This window comes from Streptomyces sp. NBC_00322, from assembly GCF_036147535.1.
Classification (GTDB): Bacteria; Actinomycetota; Actinomycetes; order Streptomycetales; family Streptomycetaceae; genus Streptomyces.
This window is the reverse complement of record NZ_CP108019.1, coordinates 2,784,236-2,799,420: the sequence shown is the minus strand read 5'-3', so window position 1 is coordinate 2,799,420 and position 15,185 is coordinate 2,784,236. Positions and strand designations below refer to the sequence as shown.

At 69.9% G+C, this 15,185-nt stretch carries 17 protein-coding genes; 12 read left to right on the top strand and 5 right to left on the bottom strand.

What is annotated here, in order from left to right; genetic code table 11:
- Nucleotides 1-36: 36 nt before the first annotated feature.
- The 4 genes from leuC (at nucleotide 37) to OG905_RS12505 (ending at nucleotide 3,195) form a co-directional block, all read left to right on the top strand.
- Nucleotides 37-1,461, top strand: a complete 1,425-nt coding sequence (gene leuC, locus OG905_RS12520) for a 3-isopropylmalate dehydratase large subunit (RefSeq protein ID WP_328667936.1) — start codon at nucleotides 37-39, stop codon at nucleotides 1,459-1,461.
- A 5-nt stretch (nucleotides 1,462-1,466) separates the two neighbouring features.
- Nucleotides 1,467-2,060, top strand: a complete 594-nt coding sequence (leuD, locus tag OG905_RS12515; RefSeq protein ID WP_328667934.1) for a 3-isopropylmalate dehydratase small subunit — start codon at nucleotides 1,467-1,469, stop codon at nucleotides 2,058-2,060.
- A gap of 104 nt (nucleotides 2,061-2,164) precedes the next feature.
- On the top strand, nucleotides 2,165-2,392 hold the full coding sequence (locus OG905_RS12510; protein ID WP_142213448.1) for a hypothetical protein: 228 nt from the start codon (nucleotides 2,165-2,167) through the stop codon (nucleotides 2,390-2,392).
- A gap of 143 nt (nucleotides 2,393-2,535) precedes the next feature.
- On the top strand, nucleotides 2,536-3,195 hold the full coding sequence (locus OG905_RS12505) for an HU family DNA-binding protein (protein WP_328667931.1): 660 nt from the start codon (nucleotides 2,536-2,538) through the stop codon (nucleotides 3,193-3,195).
- Between the two features lie 75 nt (nucleotides 3,196-3,270).
- On the opposite strand, the gene OG905_RS12500 is transcribed toward OG905_RS12505, so the two are convergent.
- Complete coding sequence (locus OG905_RS12500) at nucleotides 3,271-3,474, bottom strand: hypothetical protein (RefSeq protein ID WP_328667929.1); 204 nt, start codon at nucleotides 3,472-3,474, stop codon at nucleotides 3,271-3,273.
- 45 nt (nucleotides 3,475-3,519) lie between these two features.
- Complete coding sequence (gene cofC / locus OG905_RS12495) at nucleotides 3,520-4,197, bottom strand: 2-phospho-L-lactate guanylyltransferase (protein ID WP_328667928.1); 678 nt, start codon at nucleotides 4,195-4,197, stop codon at nucleotides 3,520-3,522.
- 148 nt (nucleotides 4,198-4,345) lie between these two features.
- Here cofC and OG905_RS12490 point away from each other — a divergent pair, with 148 nt between their 5' ends.
- Genes OG905_RS12490 through OG905_RS12480 form a run of 3 tightly spaced genes read left to right on the top strand, consistent with a single transcriptional unit; the run spans nucleotide 4,346 to nucleotide 7,300 of the window.
- Nucleotides 4,346-5,098 carry a lysophospholipid acyltransferase family protein gene (locus tag OG905_RS12490; protein ID WP_328667926.1) on the top strand — a complete coding sequence of 251 codons (753 nt, stop codon included), beginning with the start codon at nucleotides 4,346-4,348 and terminating at the stop codon, nucleotides 5,096-5,098.
- Nucleotides 5,095-6,108 (top strand): NAD(P)H-dependent glycerol-3-phosphate dehydrogenase, encoded by a 1,014-nt coding sequence (locus tag OG905_RS12485; protein WP_328667924.1) that lies wholly within the window; start codon nucleotides 5,095-5,097, stop codon nucleotides 6,106-6,108. Before OG905_RS12490 ends, OG905_RS12485 begins: the two co-directional genes overlap by 4 nt.
- A 34-nt stretch (nucleotides 6,109-6,142) precedes the next feature.
- Nucleotides 6,143-7,300 carry a D-alanine--D-alanine ligase family protein gene (locus OG905_RS12480; protein WP_328667922.1) on the top strand — a complete coding sequence of 386 codons (1,158 nt, stop codon included), beginning with the start codon at nucleotides 6,143-6,145 and terminating at the stop codon, nucleotides 7,298-7,300.
- 181 nt (nucleotides 7,301-7,481) lie between these two features.
- Here the strand turns inward: OG905_RS12480 and OG905_RS12475 are convergent, their stop codons facing one another.
- Together OG905_RS12475 and OG905_RS12470 are read right to left on the bottom strand one after the other, a co-directional pair.
- Nucleotides 7,482-7,964 (bottom strand): DUF3515 domain-containing protein, encoded by a 483-nt coding sequence (locus OG905_RS12475; protein WP_443043929.1) that lies wholly within the window; start codon nucleotides 7,962-7,964, stop codon nucleotides 7,482-7,484.
- A 20-nt stretch (nucleotides 7,965-7,984) separates the two neighbouring features.
- Nucleotides 7,985-8,218 carry an Lrp/AsnC family transcriptional regulator gene (locus tag OG905_RS12470; protein ID WP_108152814.1) on the bottom strand — a complete coding sequence of 78 codons (234 nt, stop codon included), beginning with the start codon at nucleotides 8,216-8,218 and terminating at the stop codon, nucleotides 7,985-7,987.
- A gap of 227 nt (nucleotides 8,219-8,445) precedes the next feature.
- Here OG905_RS12470 and OG905_RS12465 point away from each other — a divergent pair, with 227 nt between their 5' ends.
- Both OG905_RS12465 and thiD read left to right on the top strand, forming a co-directional pair.
- Nucleotides 8,446-9,417 carry a thiamine-phosphate kinase gene (locus tag OG905_RS12465; RefSeq protein WP_266488756.1) on the top strand — a complete coding sequence of 324 codons (972 nt, stop codon included), beginning with the start codon at nucleotides 8,446-8,448 and terminating at the stop codon, nucleotides 9,415-9,417.
- A gap of 10 nt (nucleotides 9,418-9,427) precedes the next feature.
- Nucleotides 9,428-10,225, top strand: coding sequence for a bifunctional hydroxymethylpyrimidine kinase/phosphomethylpyrimidine kinase (thiD, locus tag OG905_RS12460; protein WP_328667917.1), 798 nt, complete (start codon nucleotides 9,428-9,430; stop codon nucleotides 10,223-10,225).
- A gap of 135 nt (nucleotides 10,226-10,360) precedes the next feature.
- On the opposite strand, the gene rpmB is transcribed toward thiD, so the two are convergent.
- Entirely contained in the window at nucleotides 10,361-10,546 is a 186-nt protein-coding gene (gene rpmB, locus OG905_RS12455; protein WP_003957616.1) for a 50S ribosomal protein L28, read from the bottom strand.
- 255 nt (nucleotides 10,547-10,801) lie between these two features.
- On the opposite strand from rpmB, the gene OG905_RS12450 reads away from it, so the two are divergent.
- The 3 genes from OG905_RS12450 to OG905_RS12440 all read left to right on the top strand — a co-directional run bounded on the left by OG905_RS12450 (nucleotide 10,802) and on the right by OG905_RS12440 (nucleotide 15,141).
- Nucleotides 10,802-12,403 (top strand): DAK2 domain-containing protein, encoded by a 1,602-nt coding sequence (locus OG905_RS12450; RefSeq protein ID WP_328667842.1) that lies wholly within the window; start codon nucleotides 10,802-10,804, stop codon nucleotides 12,401-12,403.
- 109 nt (nucleotides 12,404-12,512) lie between these two features.
- The gene (gene recG / locus OG905_RS12445) at nucleotides 12,513-14,699 is read left to right on the top strand and encodes an ATP-dependent DNA helicase RecG (protein WP_328667841.1); all 2,187 of its coding nucleotides are present in this window, start codon (nucleotides 12,513-12,515) and stop codon (nucleotides 14,697-14,699) included.
- 70 nt (nucleotides 14,700-14,769) lie between these two features.
- Nucleotides 14,770-15,141, top strand: coding sequence for a nuclear transport factor 2 family protein (locus OG905_RS12440; protein ID WP_328667840.1), 372 nt, complete (start codon nucleotides 14,770-14,772; stop codon nucleotides 15,139-15,141).
- Nucleotides 15,142-15,185: the final 44 nt, after the last annotated feature.

The following is a 15,185-nucleotide window of genomic DNA, read 5'->3' as shown; positions in this document are numbered from 1 at the left end:
AGTTGCGTCGGCGAACAGCCGGCCGGAGGGAAAGCGATGGGTAGGACACTCGCGGAGAAGGTCTGGGACGACCATGTCGTCCGGCGCGCCGAGGGCGAGCCCGACCTCCTCTACATCGACCTGCATCTGCTGCACGAGGTCACCAGCCCCCAGGCTTTCGACGGGCTGCGCCAGAATGCCCGGCAGGTGCGGCGTCTCGACCTCACCATCGCGACCGAGGACCACAACACCCCGACGATCGACATCGACAAGCCCATTGCGGACCCGGTCTCCCGCACCCAGTTGGAGACGCTGCGCAAGAACTGCGCGGAGTTCGGTGTACGGCTGCACCCGCTGGGCGACGTCGAGCAGGGTGTCGTCCACGTCGTGGGCCCCCAGCTGGGTCTGACCCAGCCCGGCACCACCGTGGTCTGCGGTGACTCCCACACCTCCACCCACGGCGCGTTCGGCGCGCTGGCGTTCGGCATCGGCACCTCCCAGGTGGAGCATGTCCTGGCCACCCAGACGCTGCCGCTTGCCCGCCCCAAGACCATGGCCATCACGGTCGAGGGCGAACTGCCCGGCAGCGTCACCGCCAAGGACCTGATCCTGGCCATCATCGCCCGGATCGGCACCGGCGGCGGCCAGGGATACATCCTGGAGTACCGCGGCTCCGCCATCGAGAAGCTCTCGATGGAGGCCCGGATGACCATCTGCAACATGTCGATCGAGGCGGGCGCCCGGGCCGGGATGATCGCCCCGGACCAGACCACCTTCGACTATCTGCGGGGCCGTGACCACGCCCCCGAGGGCGAGGACTGGGACGCCGCCGTCGCGTACTGGAAGACGCTGCGCACCGACGACGACGCCGTCTTCGACGCCGAGGTGTTCATCGACGCCACCGAACTGGCGCCGTTCGTCACCTGGGGCACCAACCCCGGCCAGGGCGCGCCCCTGTCGGCCAGCGTCCCCGACCCGGCTTCGTACGAGGACGCTTCGGAGCGCCACGCCGCCGAAAAGGCCCTGGAATACATGGGGTTGAGCGCCGGCCAGCCGCTGCGCGACATCAAGGTGGACACCGTCTTCGTAGGCTCCTGCACCAACGGCCGCATCGAAGACCTGCGCTCGGCCGCCGCCATTCTGGACGGCCGCAAAGTCGCCGACGGCGTACGGATGCTGGTGGTCCCCGGCTCCGTACGGGTCGCGCTGCAGGCCGTCGAGGAGGGCCTGAACAAGGTCTTCACCGAGGCGGGCGCCGAATGGCGGCACGCGGGCTGCTCGATGTGTCTGGGCATGAACCCCGACCAACTGGCCCCCGGCGAGCGCTCCGCGTCCACCTCCAACCGCAACTTCGAGGGCAGGCAGGGCAAGGGCGGACGCACCCATCTGGTCTCGCCGCAGGTCGCCGCCGCCACCGCGGTACTGGGCCATCTGGCCTCGCCCGCCGACCTGTCCGAAGCCCCCGCGACCGTCGGAGTCTGAGCACCATGGAAGCTTTCACCGCACACACCGGCCGGGCCGTCCCGCTGCGCCGCAGCAACGTCGACACCGACCAGATCATCCCGGCCCACTGGCTGAAGAAGGTCACCCGCGACGGCTTCGAGGACGGGCTCTTCGAGGCCTGGCGCAAGGACTCCTCCTTCGTCCTCAACCAGCCCGAGCGGCAGGGCGCCACGGTTCTGGTGGCGGGCCCCGACTTCGGCACCGGCTCCTCCCGCGAGCACGCCGTGTGGGCCCTGCAGAACTACGGCTTCAAGGCCGTCATCTCCTCCCGGTTCGCCGACATCTTCCGCGGCAACTCGCTCAAGAACGGTCTGCTGACCGTGGTTCTGGACCAGAAGGTCGTGGACGCGCTCTGGGAGCTGACCGAAGCCGACCCGACGGTCGAAGTCACCGTGGACTTGGAGAAGCGACAGGTTCTGGCCGAAGGAATCACGGCCGACTTCGAGCTTGACGAGAACGCCCGGTGGAGGCTGCTGAACGGGCTGGACGACATCAGCCTCACCCTTCAGAACGAAGCCGACATCGCGGCTTACGAGGCCACCCGGCCGGCCTTCAAACCCCGCACAATTCAGGCCTGAGCAGCGCTTTTCCCGTACTGCGCCCCCCACCGTCCGGTGGGGGGCGCAGTCGCTTGTTGAGACCCTGCCGGGCGACAACTCGCCCCAGATGGCACAATCGGTGCATGGAACGCGACAGCCAACTCGAGCTCTACGAGGCAGTCGCCGCCCGACTGAAGGAAGCGCACACAAGAGTGCGCGCACTGCAAGTCCCGGAGGGCGTAAGGATGGCGCTGTCCCGGAAGCTGCTGGTCGTCACGGCAGCGGCGAAGCACGATCTCCCGGATGCGGCTAGGCGTCTGGACCGCTTGATGAAGGACCTCGACGAGGGCCGATTCCCTGAAGGCGACTGACACCCGAAGTTCCGCGAAGGTCGACTTCGTTGCGGCACTAGGGTGATTAGCCCGTTTCGTGTTTGATTTGCGGTATATATCTGCCTAACGTGCGAAAAAGCCTGGACGCATTCGTTCCGGCCAATGTCTCCGAAGGGGAAGACGTGAACAAGGCGCAGCTCGTAGAAGCGATTGCCGACAAGGTCGGCGGCCGTCAGCAGGCCGCAGACGCTGTCGACGCGGTACTTGACGCGATCGTCCGCGCAGTTGTCGGCGGAGACCGGGTTTCGGTCACCGGCTTCGGCTCGTTCGAGAAGGTCGACCGTCCTGCTCGTTACGCCCGCAACCCGCAGACGGGTGAGCGCGTGCGGGTCAAGAAGACCTCGGTTCCGCGCTTCCGTGCGGGGCAGGGCTTCAAGGACCTGGTGAGCGGCTCGAAGAAGCTGCCCAGGGGCGGCGAAGTCGCCGTCAAGAAGGCTCCCAAGGGCAGTCTCACCGGCGGCGTCGCCGCAGCCCGTACGACCGTCAAGAAGGCGGCCGCCAAGAAGACCGTCGCCAAGAAGGCCGCCGCGAAGAAGACGGTCGCCAAGAAGGCAGCGGCAGTGAAGAAGACCGCGGCGAAGAAGACCGTCGCCAAGAAGGCCGCCGTGAAGAAGACGGTCGCCAAGAAGGCAGCGGCAGTGAAGAAGACCGCGGCGAAGAAGGCGACCGCGAAGAAGGCCGCCGCCAAGAAGACCGCGCCGGCCAAGAAGGCGACGGCGAAGAAGGCGCCCGCCAAGAAGGCGACGGCGCGCAAGACCGCCAAGAAGAGCGCCGCCAGGTAGTAAGCGGCACAAGGTCACAGGGCCACTCACGCGCCGGGCCGGGCTCCCCTCGGGGAGCCCGGCCCGCGGCGTTTTTCAGAGGGTTGCCAGTGTCACCAGCGTGATGCGCAGGGCCTCGCCCTGGCCCTCGGTCTCGATACGGACCCGCTGGCCCGGCCGCAGCAGCCGCAGACCGCCCGCGTCGAAGGCCGCGGCATCGAAGTCCACCGGGGTGCCGTCGTCGAGCAGCACACTCCCGCTGCGGGTTTCGGAGTCGTAGGTGTACGAGGTCGCCTGCATACCGGCAGCTTAGGGGGTGTCTTCGGGATCCAGGGGGTGTGGGATCTAGAGGGTGCGGGCGCCCGCCGCCCAGCGCTCAGCGGTCCGCGGGCCCACTCCCAGGGCCAGCGCGGCCGCCAGATCGTCCCCCGTGTCCACGTCCTGCCGGACCGAATCCACGCCGTCGAGCAGGATTTCCGCGGCTCCCGACGCCAAATGCCGACGGCGGGATCGGCCGCCGAAAGCGGGGCGCAATTCCGTGCCCGGTGCCGCGGAGAGGAAAGTCGTGCCGATTCCGGCCGCATCCGCCAGAAATGCCCGAGGAAATACCGAAGCGCGAACCAGTACCCGGGCCAATTCCTCGGGACGCAATGCGGGCAGATCGGCGTTGAGTGCCGCGACGGCCGCTTCGGGACGCAGCGCCCGCACCGCCTCCGCCCCGTGTGCGAGCGCCGCGTTGAGGCCGGCGCCCGGGCTGTCCGGCACGATCCGCGCACCCAGCGCGGCCAGCCCGGCAGCGGCCGCCGGATCGTCCGTGACGACCGCCACATCCCGTACCACGCCGCACGTCAGCGCCGCGGCCACCGTGTCCTGGGCAAAGGCCAGCGCGAGATGCGGCCGCAGAATGCCGTCCGCGGCCCCCGCGAGCCTGCTCTTGGCCAGAACGAGGGGTTTCAGCGGGACCACCAGGGACCAGCCGTCCGTCGAGTCGGTGTTCGTGGCGAGCTCTCCGTCCATGCGCATCGGGCCCCATTGTGGCGCGAGCCCTTGATGAGCTGGAGGCCCGGGCCCGGAGCCGAGGCGTACGGTGTTCTCGACAGACCAGGGGCCTGGGGCGACACTTGACCCCCAGCAGCCGGGCGGTAGCCCGGCAATAGAGGAAGGTGTCCGAGTGTCCCGCCGTAGAATCGGCTTCTGGTACCGCCTGGCGGCGGTCATCGCTAAACCGCCGCTGTTGGTTCTGTTCAAGCGGGACTGGCAGGGAATGGAACACATTCCGGCGGACGGCGGATTCATCACCGCTATCAATCACAACTCGTACCTCGACATGTTCTCCTACGGGCACTTCCAGTACAACACCGGACGTGTGCCCCGATTCCTGGCCAAGGCCGCGCTCTTCAAGGCGCCCGTTGTCGGCACCCTCCTGCGGGGCACCGGCCAGATTCCCGTCTACCGCGAGTCCTCCAACGCCTTCGGCGCCTTCCGTGCGGCCGTCGACGCCATCGAGCACGGTGAATGCGTCGCCTTCTATCCGGAGAGCACGCTCACCCGCGATCCCGGCATGTGGCCGATGACCGCGAAGACCGGAGTCGCGCGTGCGGCGCTGCTGACCAAGGCGCCGGTCATTCCGATCGCCCAGTGGGGCGCCAACTTGGCGATGCCGCCGTACGCCAAGGAGAAGAAGGTCCGTTTCTTCCCGCGCAAGACGCTTCAGGTGAAGGCGGGCCCGCCCGTCGACCTCGACCGCTTCTACGGCCAGGAGCCGACCCCCGAGGTGCTGAAGGCGGCGACCGAGGACATCATGGCCGCGATCACCGCCCTGCTGGAGGAGATCCGCGGCGAGCAGGCCCCCGACAAGCCGTTCGATCTGCGCGAAGTGCTCGCGCAGCAGCGCCGTAAGGCCGCCGAGGAGGGCACCAAGTGACGCGCGCCGCCACCAAGGCAGCAGTATTCGGAACCGGCTCCTGGGGCACGGCCTTCGCCATGATTCTCGCCGACGCCGGCTGCGAGGTGACCCTGTGGGCCCGCCGCGCCGAACTGGCCGAATCGGTCAACGCCACCCGGACCAACCCCGACTATCTGCCGGGAATTGAGCTTCCCGAGGCGGTACGGGCGACCAGCGACCCCGCCGAGGCCGCGGCCGGCGCCGAGTTCACGGTTCTGGCCATCCCCTCCCAGACGCTGCGTGGCAATCTCGCCGCGTGGGCACCGCTCCTCGCGCCGGACACCGTGCTCGTCTCCCTGATGAAGGGCATCGAACTCGGCACCGCCAAGCGCATGAGCGAGGTCATCGAAGAGGTCGCCAAGGTCTCCGCCGAACGCGTCGCCGTCGTCACGGGCCCCAACCTCGCCAAGGAGATCGCCCAGCGCCGGCCCGCCGCCGCGGTGGTCGCCAGCCGCGACGAAAGCGTCGCCCGGCGGCTCCAGTCCGCCTGCCACACCCCGTACTTCCGCCCGTACACCAACACCGATGTGGTCGGCTGCGAACTGGGCGGCGCCGTCAAGAACGTCATCGGCCTCGCCGTCGGCATCGCGGACGGCATGGGCCTCGGTGACAACGCCAAGGGCTCGCTGATCACGCGCGGCCTCGCCGAGACCACCCGCCTCGGCCTGGCGATGGGCGCCGACCCGATGACCTTCTCCGGACTCGCCGGACTGGGCGATCTGGTCGCGACCTGCTCCTCGCCGCTCTCCCGCAACCACACCTTCGGCACCAACCTCGGCCGCGGGATGACGCTCCAGGAGACCATCGCGGCCACGAAGCAGACCGCCGAGGGCGTCAAGTCCTGTGAATCGGTGCTGGATCTGGCCCGCAGGCACGGTGTCGACATGCCGATCACCGAGACGGTCGTCGGCATCGTCCACGAGGGCAAGCCGCCGGTCGTCGCGCTGAAGGAACTGATGTCACGCAGCGCCAAGGCGGAGCGGCACTGACGTGATTCAAGCCAGCGGGTAGTCTCATCGCGATATGAGCAGCGAGAACCTCCCCCAGAGCCCTGAGCAGCAGCCGCGCAAGCCGCGCGTAGCCGTCGTCTTCGGCGGTCGCAGCTCCGAACACGGAATCTCCGTGGTCACCGCCGGCGCCGTACTGCGCGCCATCGACCGTACGAAGTACGACGTGCTGCCGGTCGGCATCACGACGGACGGCCGGTGGGCGCTGACCGCCGACGAGCCGGAGCGGATGGCCATCACCGACCGCCGTACGCCGAGCGTCGAGCAGCTCGCAGACTCCACCGAGGGCGGTGTCGTGCTCTCCGTGGACCCCGCCAACCGCGAGGTCGTCTACAGCGAGCCCGGCGCCGTACCCAAGGCGCTCGGCGAGGTCGACGTCGTCTTCCCCATGCTGCACGGCCCGTACGGCGAGGACGGCACCCTCCAGGGCCTCCTGGAGCTCTCCGGCGTCCCGTACGTCGGCTCGGGCGTCCTCGCCTCGGCAGTCGGCCAGGACAAGGAGTACATGAAGCGCGTCTTCATCTCCTTCGGCCTGCCCGTCGGCCCGTACACGGTCATCCGCCCCCGCGAGTGGGAGCTCGACCCGTCCGCCGCCCGCAAGAAGATCATCGACTTCGCGGGTGAGCACGGCTGGCCGCTCTTCATCAAGCCCGCGCGTGCCGGATCCTCCATCGGCATCACCAAGGTCGACGACATCTCCGGCCTGGACGAGGCGATCACGGAGGCGCAGCGCCACGACCCCAAGATCCTGGTGGAGTCGCTGCTGCGCGGCCGCGAGATCGAGTGCGGGGTGCTGGAGTTCGAGGACGGCCCGCGTGCCAGCGTCCCGGCCGAGATCCCGCCCGTCACGGCCCACGAGTTCTACGACTTCGAGGCCAAGTACATCGACTCGGCAGCCGGTCTGGTACCCGCGCCGCTGACCGAGGAGCAGACCGCCGAGGTACGCCGGCTCGCGGTCGAGGCCTTCGACGCCGCGTCCTGCGAGGGCCTGGTGCGCGCGGACTTCTTCCTCACCGAGGACGGCGAGTTCGTCATCAACGAGATCAACACGATGCCCGGCTTCACACCGATCTCCATGTACCCGCGCATGTGGCAGGAGAGCGGCGTCGGCTACTCCGAGCTCGTCGACCGGCTGATCCAGGCGGCGCTGCGCCGCTCGACCGGATTGCGCTAGGCCGTGTCTGACAAATAGCGCCGTCCGCCCGCAGGGCGGGGTGCGCGGCGTCCGGTGCGTGCAATCGCAAGGCGGAGGACCATCCTCGTACTGGACGTACTTGGATGACTCCGACAACGCAGCGGGTGTGCGTGCCGGGCGTCGCGCGCCAGGCGAGATTTGTCAGACACGGCCTAGGGCCTTATGGGATGTCGAGTCTGGCCGGCACCGTCTTCTTGACGGCGTCGGCCAGTTCGGCGAGCGGAGTAACGTCGTGGGCGTACCGCTTGTCCATCGTGACCTCGACATAGGTCTTGCGGTACGTGGTGGTCAGGCGGGGGCCGTCGGGCTCCTCCTCCAGCAGCCAGTTGACTCCGTCCGCCTCCACGGCCTTCGACTGTGCGTCGCTCATCTTCGCGGGCCGCGGGACACCACAGCGCAGTACGATCGCCGCATCGCCCCAGCCGGCGGTCAGATCGGAAGCCGGCTCAGGGTCGCTGCGGTCCTCACCGGCCACGGACTTCGGCAGTTCCTTGTCCAGCGCACCGCACAGGGCGGCCTCGTTCGAGGGCGGGCTGGGAACCGTGACCGACACCGGTGCGTCCGTGGAGGAGCAGCCCGCGGCAGCCAGCATTACCAGGGCGGCAGCGGACAGAAAGAAGGGCCGGCGGCGGGAAGAAGTCACCGGCCAAGCGTAGACGGGGGCTACAGGTGCACGACCGGGCAGGTCAGGGTGCGGGTGATGCCGTCCACTTGCTGGACCTTGGCGACCACCATGCGACCGAGATCGTCTACCGTCTCGGCCTGGGCGCGCACAATCACGTCATAGGGACCGGTCACGTCCTCGGCCTGAATCACTCCCGGAATCTTGCCGATGGTCTCGGCGACGGTCGACGCCTTGCCCACCTCGGTCTGAATGAGGATGTACGCCTGTACCACGGAACCTCCAGGGCGGCCACGAGGATCATGTGGGGGGAAGGGACGCCACGGTATCGCGTCGCCGCGGGCCGCGGGGAGACCCGCGCGCCGGGTGACGCCCGCAGCGTGGCGTACGGAAGGCAGAAGTTGACGTATCTCTTGACGGTACCCAGGGCGCGGACGGCTCGCGACCGCAAGCGAGCAGCACTGCCGGAGGTCCCGGCAGGACGACGGAGAGGTGAGACTCGGTGAAGGGCACTGTGGGCGAGTTGGGGGAGTTCGGGCTCATCAGGGAGCTCACCTCACGGCTCACCTCCACCCCCGCGGTCCGGCTCGGACCCGGTGACGACGCGGCGGTCGTGGCCGCACCCGACCGCAGGGTCGTGGCGAGCACGGACGTACTGCTGGAGGGGCGGCACTTCCGCCGTGACTGGTCGACGGCGTACGACGTGGGGCGCAAGGCCGCCGCACAGAATCTGGCCGACATCGCGGCGATGGGCGCCGTCCCGACCGCGCTGCTGCTCGGCCTGGTCGTCCCGGCCGAACTCCCCGTCACCTGGGCCACCGAGCTGATGGACGGCATCCGCGACGAGTGCCAGGTGGCCGGGGCGGCGGTGGTCGGCGGCGATGTCGTACGCGGCGACCTCATCACCCTCGCGATCACCGCGCTCGGCGATCTGCGCAACCACGAACCGGTCACGCGGGCCGGCGCCCAGCCCGGCGATGTCGTCGCGTACACCGGCTGGTTGGGCTGGTCGGCCGCCGGTCACGCGGTGCTCTCACGCGGCTTCCGCTCGCCGCGCGCCTTCGTCGAGGCGCACCGGCGGCCCGAGCCGCCCTACCACGCGGGGCCCGCGGCGGCCGGACTCGGTGCCACCGCCATGACCGACGTCAGCGACGGACTCGTCGCCGACCTCGGGCACATCGCGGAGGCCAGCAAGGTCCGAATCGATCTGCGCTCGGGCTCCATCGACATCCCCTCGCAGATGAACGACATCGGCCAGGCCGTCGGCGTCGACCCGCTGCAGTGGGTGCTGACCGGGGGAGAGGACCACGCGATCGTCGCGACCTTCCCGCCGGACGCGAAGCTTCCGGCCCGCTGGAAGGTGATCGGCGAGGTGCTCAACCCCTCGGCGCTGCCGCAGGTGACGGTCGACGGTGCGCCGTGGACCAAGAAGAGCGGCTGGGACCACTTCGGGGACATCGAGGACGGCAAGTAGATTCGGGGGCATGGACATACCCGCCCTGCCTCCTCGTGTGCTCACCGTCGCCGGGTCCGACTCCGGCGGCGGTGCGGGCATTCAGGCCGACCTGAAGACGATGCTGGCGCTCGGTGTGCACGGCATGAGCGTGCTCACCGCGGTCACCGCGCAGAACTCGCTGGGTGTGCAGGGCGCGTGGGAACTGCCCGTCGATGCGGTACGGGCCCAGTACCGCAGCGTCGTCGACGACATCGGCGTACAGGCCGTGAAGACCGGCATGCTGGCGTCCGCGCCCCTCGTCGAGACGGTCGCCGATTTGCTGGCCGGAACGGACGCGCCCGTCGTCGTGGACCCGGTGGGCGTCTCGAAGCACGGGGATCCGCTGCTGGCCGCCTCCGCGCTCGACTCCGTACGCACGAAGCTGCTGCCCCTCGCGACCGTGGCCACGCCGAATCTGGACGAGGTCGAGCAGCTCACGGGCGTACGGGTGGAGGCCGAGGCGGATCTGCGACGGGCGGCGGACGCGGTGCTGGCCTTCGGGCCGCGGTGGGCGCTGATCAAGGGCGGGCATCTCGCGGGCGACGCGGTGGACCTGCTGACCGACGGCGCGCAGGAACACTGGCTGCGCGCGCCCCGGCACGACAACCGGCACACGCACGGGACGGGCTGCACGCTGGCGTCGGCGGTCGCCTCGGGGCTGGCGAAGGGCATGGAAGTTCCGGGGGCCGTACGGGCCGCGAAGGAGTACGTCACGGGGGCGATCGCCGCGGGGTTCGCGCTGGGGAGCGGGATCGGCCCGGTTGATCACGGCTGGCGCCTGCGCTGATCGCCCGGTTGCCGACTGCTGTCCGGTGACTGGTGTCCGGGCACGTGCCGTCCGGGCACGGCAAAAAGCCGGTCCACCGAGGTGGACCGGCTTTCAAGGCAACCGGAGGGGCTGCGCTACGACGAAACGTCGCGGTTAGCGCGAGACCTTGCCGGCCTTGATGCACGAGGTGCAGACGTTGAGCCGCTTCGGCGTCCGACCGACCACGGCACGCACACGCTGGATGTTCGGGTTCCAGCGACGGGACGTACGGCGGTGCGAGTGCGAAATGTTGTTGCCGAAGCCCGGCCCCTTGCCGCAGACGTCGCAGTTGGCAGCCACGGGTCACTCCAAAGACTTCAGATGCACTTACAGTGAATTCCGGCGCGCCGGATCAGTGATCTGATTGGTGGCTTTGCCGGGGGAATGGCCCGACTCTCATCGGGCAACCGGAGCAGCATACAACGACTGCGTCCGAGATACGAAACTACCATGGCTTCTCCCGCCCCCGCCCCGGACCCCGCTCCCGCCAGGGGTCTACCCTGCGGTGCAACCCGCTGCTCAGGGCCCTTCCGGCCGCTCAAGGAGGATCACCAGGTGCCGCAGACCCTCGACGCCGCAGCGGTACGCACCTGGTGCTCACTGGCACTGGAAGCGCTGGGCAGGGAGCGCGAGGAGATCGACGCGATCAACGTCTACCCGGTCGCGGACGGGGACACCGGCACGAATCTGTATCTGACCGTCGAGTCCGCGGCCCAGGCCGTGGAGGCGGTCTTCTCCGCGCACGAGACCGAAAGCTCCGCGCCCGCGCCCGCCGATGTGGTCAGGGCGATGGCCCACGGCGCGCTGATAGGCGCCCGGGGCAACTCCGGGACGATCCTGGCGCAGCTGCTGCGGGGCATGGCGGAACGGCTCGGTGCCGGAGACCACCTCGCCGACGCGCTGCGCCGGGCCGCCGGGCTGGCGCGCGAGGCGGTCGCACATCCCGTCGAGGGCACGATCCTTACGGTCGCGGCGGCGGCGGCGGACGCGGCGGAGGCCTCACCGGACGATCCTGTGCGCGCCGCGTACGAGGGGGCGCGGGCCGCGCTGGACGCGACGCCGGGACAGCTGGCGGTGCTGGACCGCGCGGGGGTCGTGGACGCGGGCGGGCGCGGGCTGCTGGCGGTGCTGGGGGCGCTCGTCGAGGCGGTGACGGGGGAGGCTCCTTCCGCGCCCGGTCCCACACATGTACACCCCCCGGCGGTGGCCGCCGTCGCGGCGGGAGGCGGCGAACCGTGCGCGGACGGAGGGCCGGCGTTCGAGGTGATCTACCTGCTGGAGGCCGACGACGCGGCCGTGGCCAGGCTGCGGACCCGGCTGGACGGGCTCGGTGACTCGCTGGTCGTCGTCGGCGGCGACGGGCTGTGGAACGTGCATGTACACGTCGACGACGCGGGCGCGGCGGTGGAGGCGGGCGTCGAGGCGGGGCGGCCGTACCGGATCCGGATCACCCACTTCGACAGCGCCGCGGGGATGTCGCGCGAGCAGGTGCAGCGGGCGGTCGTCGTGGTCGTCCCCGGGGAGGGCCTGGCGGACCTGTGCGCCGAGGCGGGCGCGACGACGGTGCTCGCGCGTCCGGGGGAGCCGCCGGCCAGCGGCGAACTGGTCGACGCGATCCGGCGCGCGCATGCCCGTGAGGTGGTCCTGCTGCCGAACTCCGCGGAGCTGCGGCACACCGCGGCGGCGGCCGCGGAACAGGCCCGTACGGAGGGCGTACGAGTCGCCCTCATCCCCACCCGCGCGGCGGTCCAGGGCATCGCGGCGCTCGCCGTCCACGAACCGGACCGCCGCTTCGACGAGGACGTCGTCGCGATGACAGCGGCGGCGGGCGCGACCCGCTACGCCGAACTGGCCGTCGCGGAACGGCAGTCGTGGACGACGGCGGGCGTGTGCCAGGCCGGTGACGTCCTCGGCCTGATCGACGGCGACGTGGCGGTGATCGGCGCGGACCTGCCGGGCACGGCGGAGGCGGTCCTGGACCGGATGCTGGCGGCGGGCGGCGAACTGGTGACGCTGATCCTGGGCGAGGACGTACCGGAGGGCGACGCCGTGGCGGAGCGCCTGGAACGGCACGTCAGGGAAGGCCACTTGGCGGTGGACACGGTGGTCTACCTGGGCGGCCGGGGGGCGTCCCCGCTGCTGATCGGGGTGGAGTAGGGGACGGGCCGCCCGGGGGACCGCACGCGGCGCCGGGCCTCGCTTGCGGCACGGGTGTGACCAGCGGTTATCCACAGGTGCGCGACGTCTGTCAGTGCTGTGGTGTGCAATGGATCGCGTGTCCGCGCTCGACGAACCCCTGAAGAAGACGCTCGGAGCCGCCACCGCGAAGGTGATGGCCGAGCATCTGGACCTGCACACCCTCGGTGATCTGCTGCACCACTACCCGCGCAGGTACGCGGAGCGGGGCGAGCTCACGCACCTGTCCGACCTGCCGCTGGACGAGCACGTCACCGTGGTCGCCCAGGTGGCGAGCGCCCGCGTGCTCACCTTCAGCGGCTCGAAGGGCCGGGGCCAGCGGCTGGAGGTCGTCATCACGGACGGCAGTGGTCAGCTGCAACTGGTCTTCTTCGGCAAGGGTGTTCACAAGCCGCACAAGGATCTTCTGCCGGGCATCCGCGCGATGTTCGCCGGCAAGGTGTCGGTCTTCAACCGCAAGCTGCAGCTCGCCCACCCCGCGTACGAACTGCTCCACGGTGACAGCGACGAGGCCGTCGACTCCTGGGCCGGAGCCCTCATCCCGATCTACCCGGCCACCACGAAACTGGAGTCCTGGAAGATCGCCAAGGCGGTCGACGCGGCACTGCCCAGGGCCCGGGAGGCCGTCGATCCCCTGCCGGACGCACTGCGCGAAGGACGCGACCTCGTCCCGCTGCCCGAGGCACTGCTGAAGATCCACCGGCCGCACACCAAGGCAGACATCGCGGTCGCACGCGACCGCCTCAAGTGGGACGAGGCCTTCGTCCTCCAGGTCGCCCTCGCCCGCCGCCGGTACGCCGACACCCAACTGCCCGCGGTGGCCCGCAAACCGCGGCCGGACGGGCTGCTCGACGCCTTCGACGCCAAGCTGCCCTTCACCCTGACCGATGGCCAGCAGAAGGTCACCAAGGAGATCTTCGACGACCTGGCGACCGAGCATCCGATGCACCGCCTGCTCCAGGGCGAGGTCGGCTCGGGCAAGACCATGGTGGCCCTGCGGGCGATGCTCACCGTCGTCGACGCGGGCGGTCAGGCGGCCATGCTCGCGCCCACCGAAGTCCTCGCCCAGCAGCACCACCGCTCGATCACCGAGATGATGGGCGAGCTCGCGGAGGGAGGGATGCTCGGCGGCGCCGAGCACGCCACCAAGGTCGTGCTGCTGACCGGCTCGATGGGCGCGGCCGCGCGCAGGCAGGCGCTGCTCGATCTGGTGACCGGTGAGGCCGGGATCGTGATCGGTACGCATGCGCTGATCGAGGACAAGGTGCAGTTCCACGATCTGGGGCTGGTCGTCGTCGACGAGCAGCACCGCTTCGGCGTGGAGCAGCGCGACGCCCTGCGTTCCAAGGGCAAGCAGCCGCCGCATCTGCTGGTCATGACCGCCACCCCCATTCCGCGTACCGTCGCGATGACGGTCTTCGGCGATCTGGAGACCTCGGTCCTGGACCAGCTGCCGGCCGGGCGCTCGCCGATCGCCAGCCATGTGGTCCCCGCCCAGGACAAGCCGCACTTCCTCGCGCGCGCCTGGGACCGCGTGCGCGAAGAAGTGGAGAGCGGCCATCAGGCCTATGTGGTGTGTCCCCGCATCGGTGACGGCGAGGACGAGCCGAGGAAGAAGTCCGCGGAGGACGAGGCCGAGAAGCGCCCTCCGCTGGCGGTGATCGAGATCGCCGACCAGCTCGCGGCGGGCCCGCTGAAGGGACTGCGGGTGGAGGTCCTGCACGGCAGGATGCAGCCCGACGACAAGGACGACGTCATGCGCCGCTTCGCCGCGGGCGCTGTCGACGTCCTGGTCGCCACCACCGTCATCGAGGTCGGTGTCAACGTCCCCAACGCCACCGCGATGGTGATCATGGACGCGGACCGGTTCGGAGTCTCGCAGCTGCACCAGCTGCGCGGCCGGGTCGGCCGTGGCTCGGCTCCCGGGCTGTGCCTCCTGGTCACCGAGATGCCCGAGGCCGCCCCCGCCCGTGCCCGGCTGGGCGCGGTCGCCGCCACGCTCGACGGCTTCGAGCTCTCCCGTATCGACCTCGAACAGCGCCGCGAGGGCGATGTGCTCGGCCAGGCCCAGTCCGGTGTGCGGTCCTCGCTGAGGATGCTCACCGTCATCGACGACGAGGAGATCATCGCGGCGGCCCGGGAGGAGGCCGTCGCGATCGTCTCCGCGGATCCGGAACTCGAGCACCTGCCGGAGCTGCGTACGGCGCTGGACGCGCTGCTCGACACGGAGCGCGAGCAGTACCTCGACAAGGGTTGACCTGCGGGAAAGTGTCGCCGGTGGGAAGGTGGCGAGTGGGAACCGGCGTACCGGAAAGGAGTGTGCCGCCATGGACTCCGGCACTGACCCCCGCTCGGTAGTGCGCGCCTATCACGATGCCTGGACCCGTGGGGACTTCGAGACCGCGGTCGGCCTGCTTTCCGCCGGCCTCAAGGTCGAGGTGCCTGTCAATGACTACCCCACGACCGAGTCGTTCGCCGGGGCGCTCGCTGCCTTCGGCGGACTCGCCACTCGCGTGGCACTGCTCTCGGAGCTCTACGGAGAAGACGAAGCGATGCTCCTCTACGACATGGATGTCCAGGGGCTGGGAACGCTGCGTGTGGCGGAACACTTCACCGTCGCCGCCGGCCGGATCATCCGGATCCGCCAGATCCACGACACCGTGGCGATCCGCGCCGCGGGGTTCGCGCAGAACGGCTGAACCCGGGGTTCGGCTGCGGCAGGTTCACGCGGCACATTGCCTAT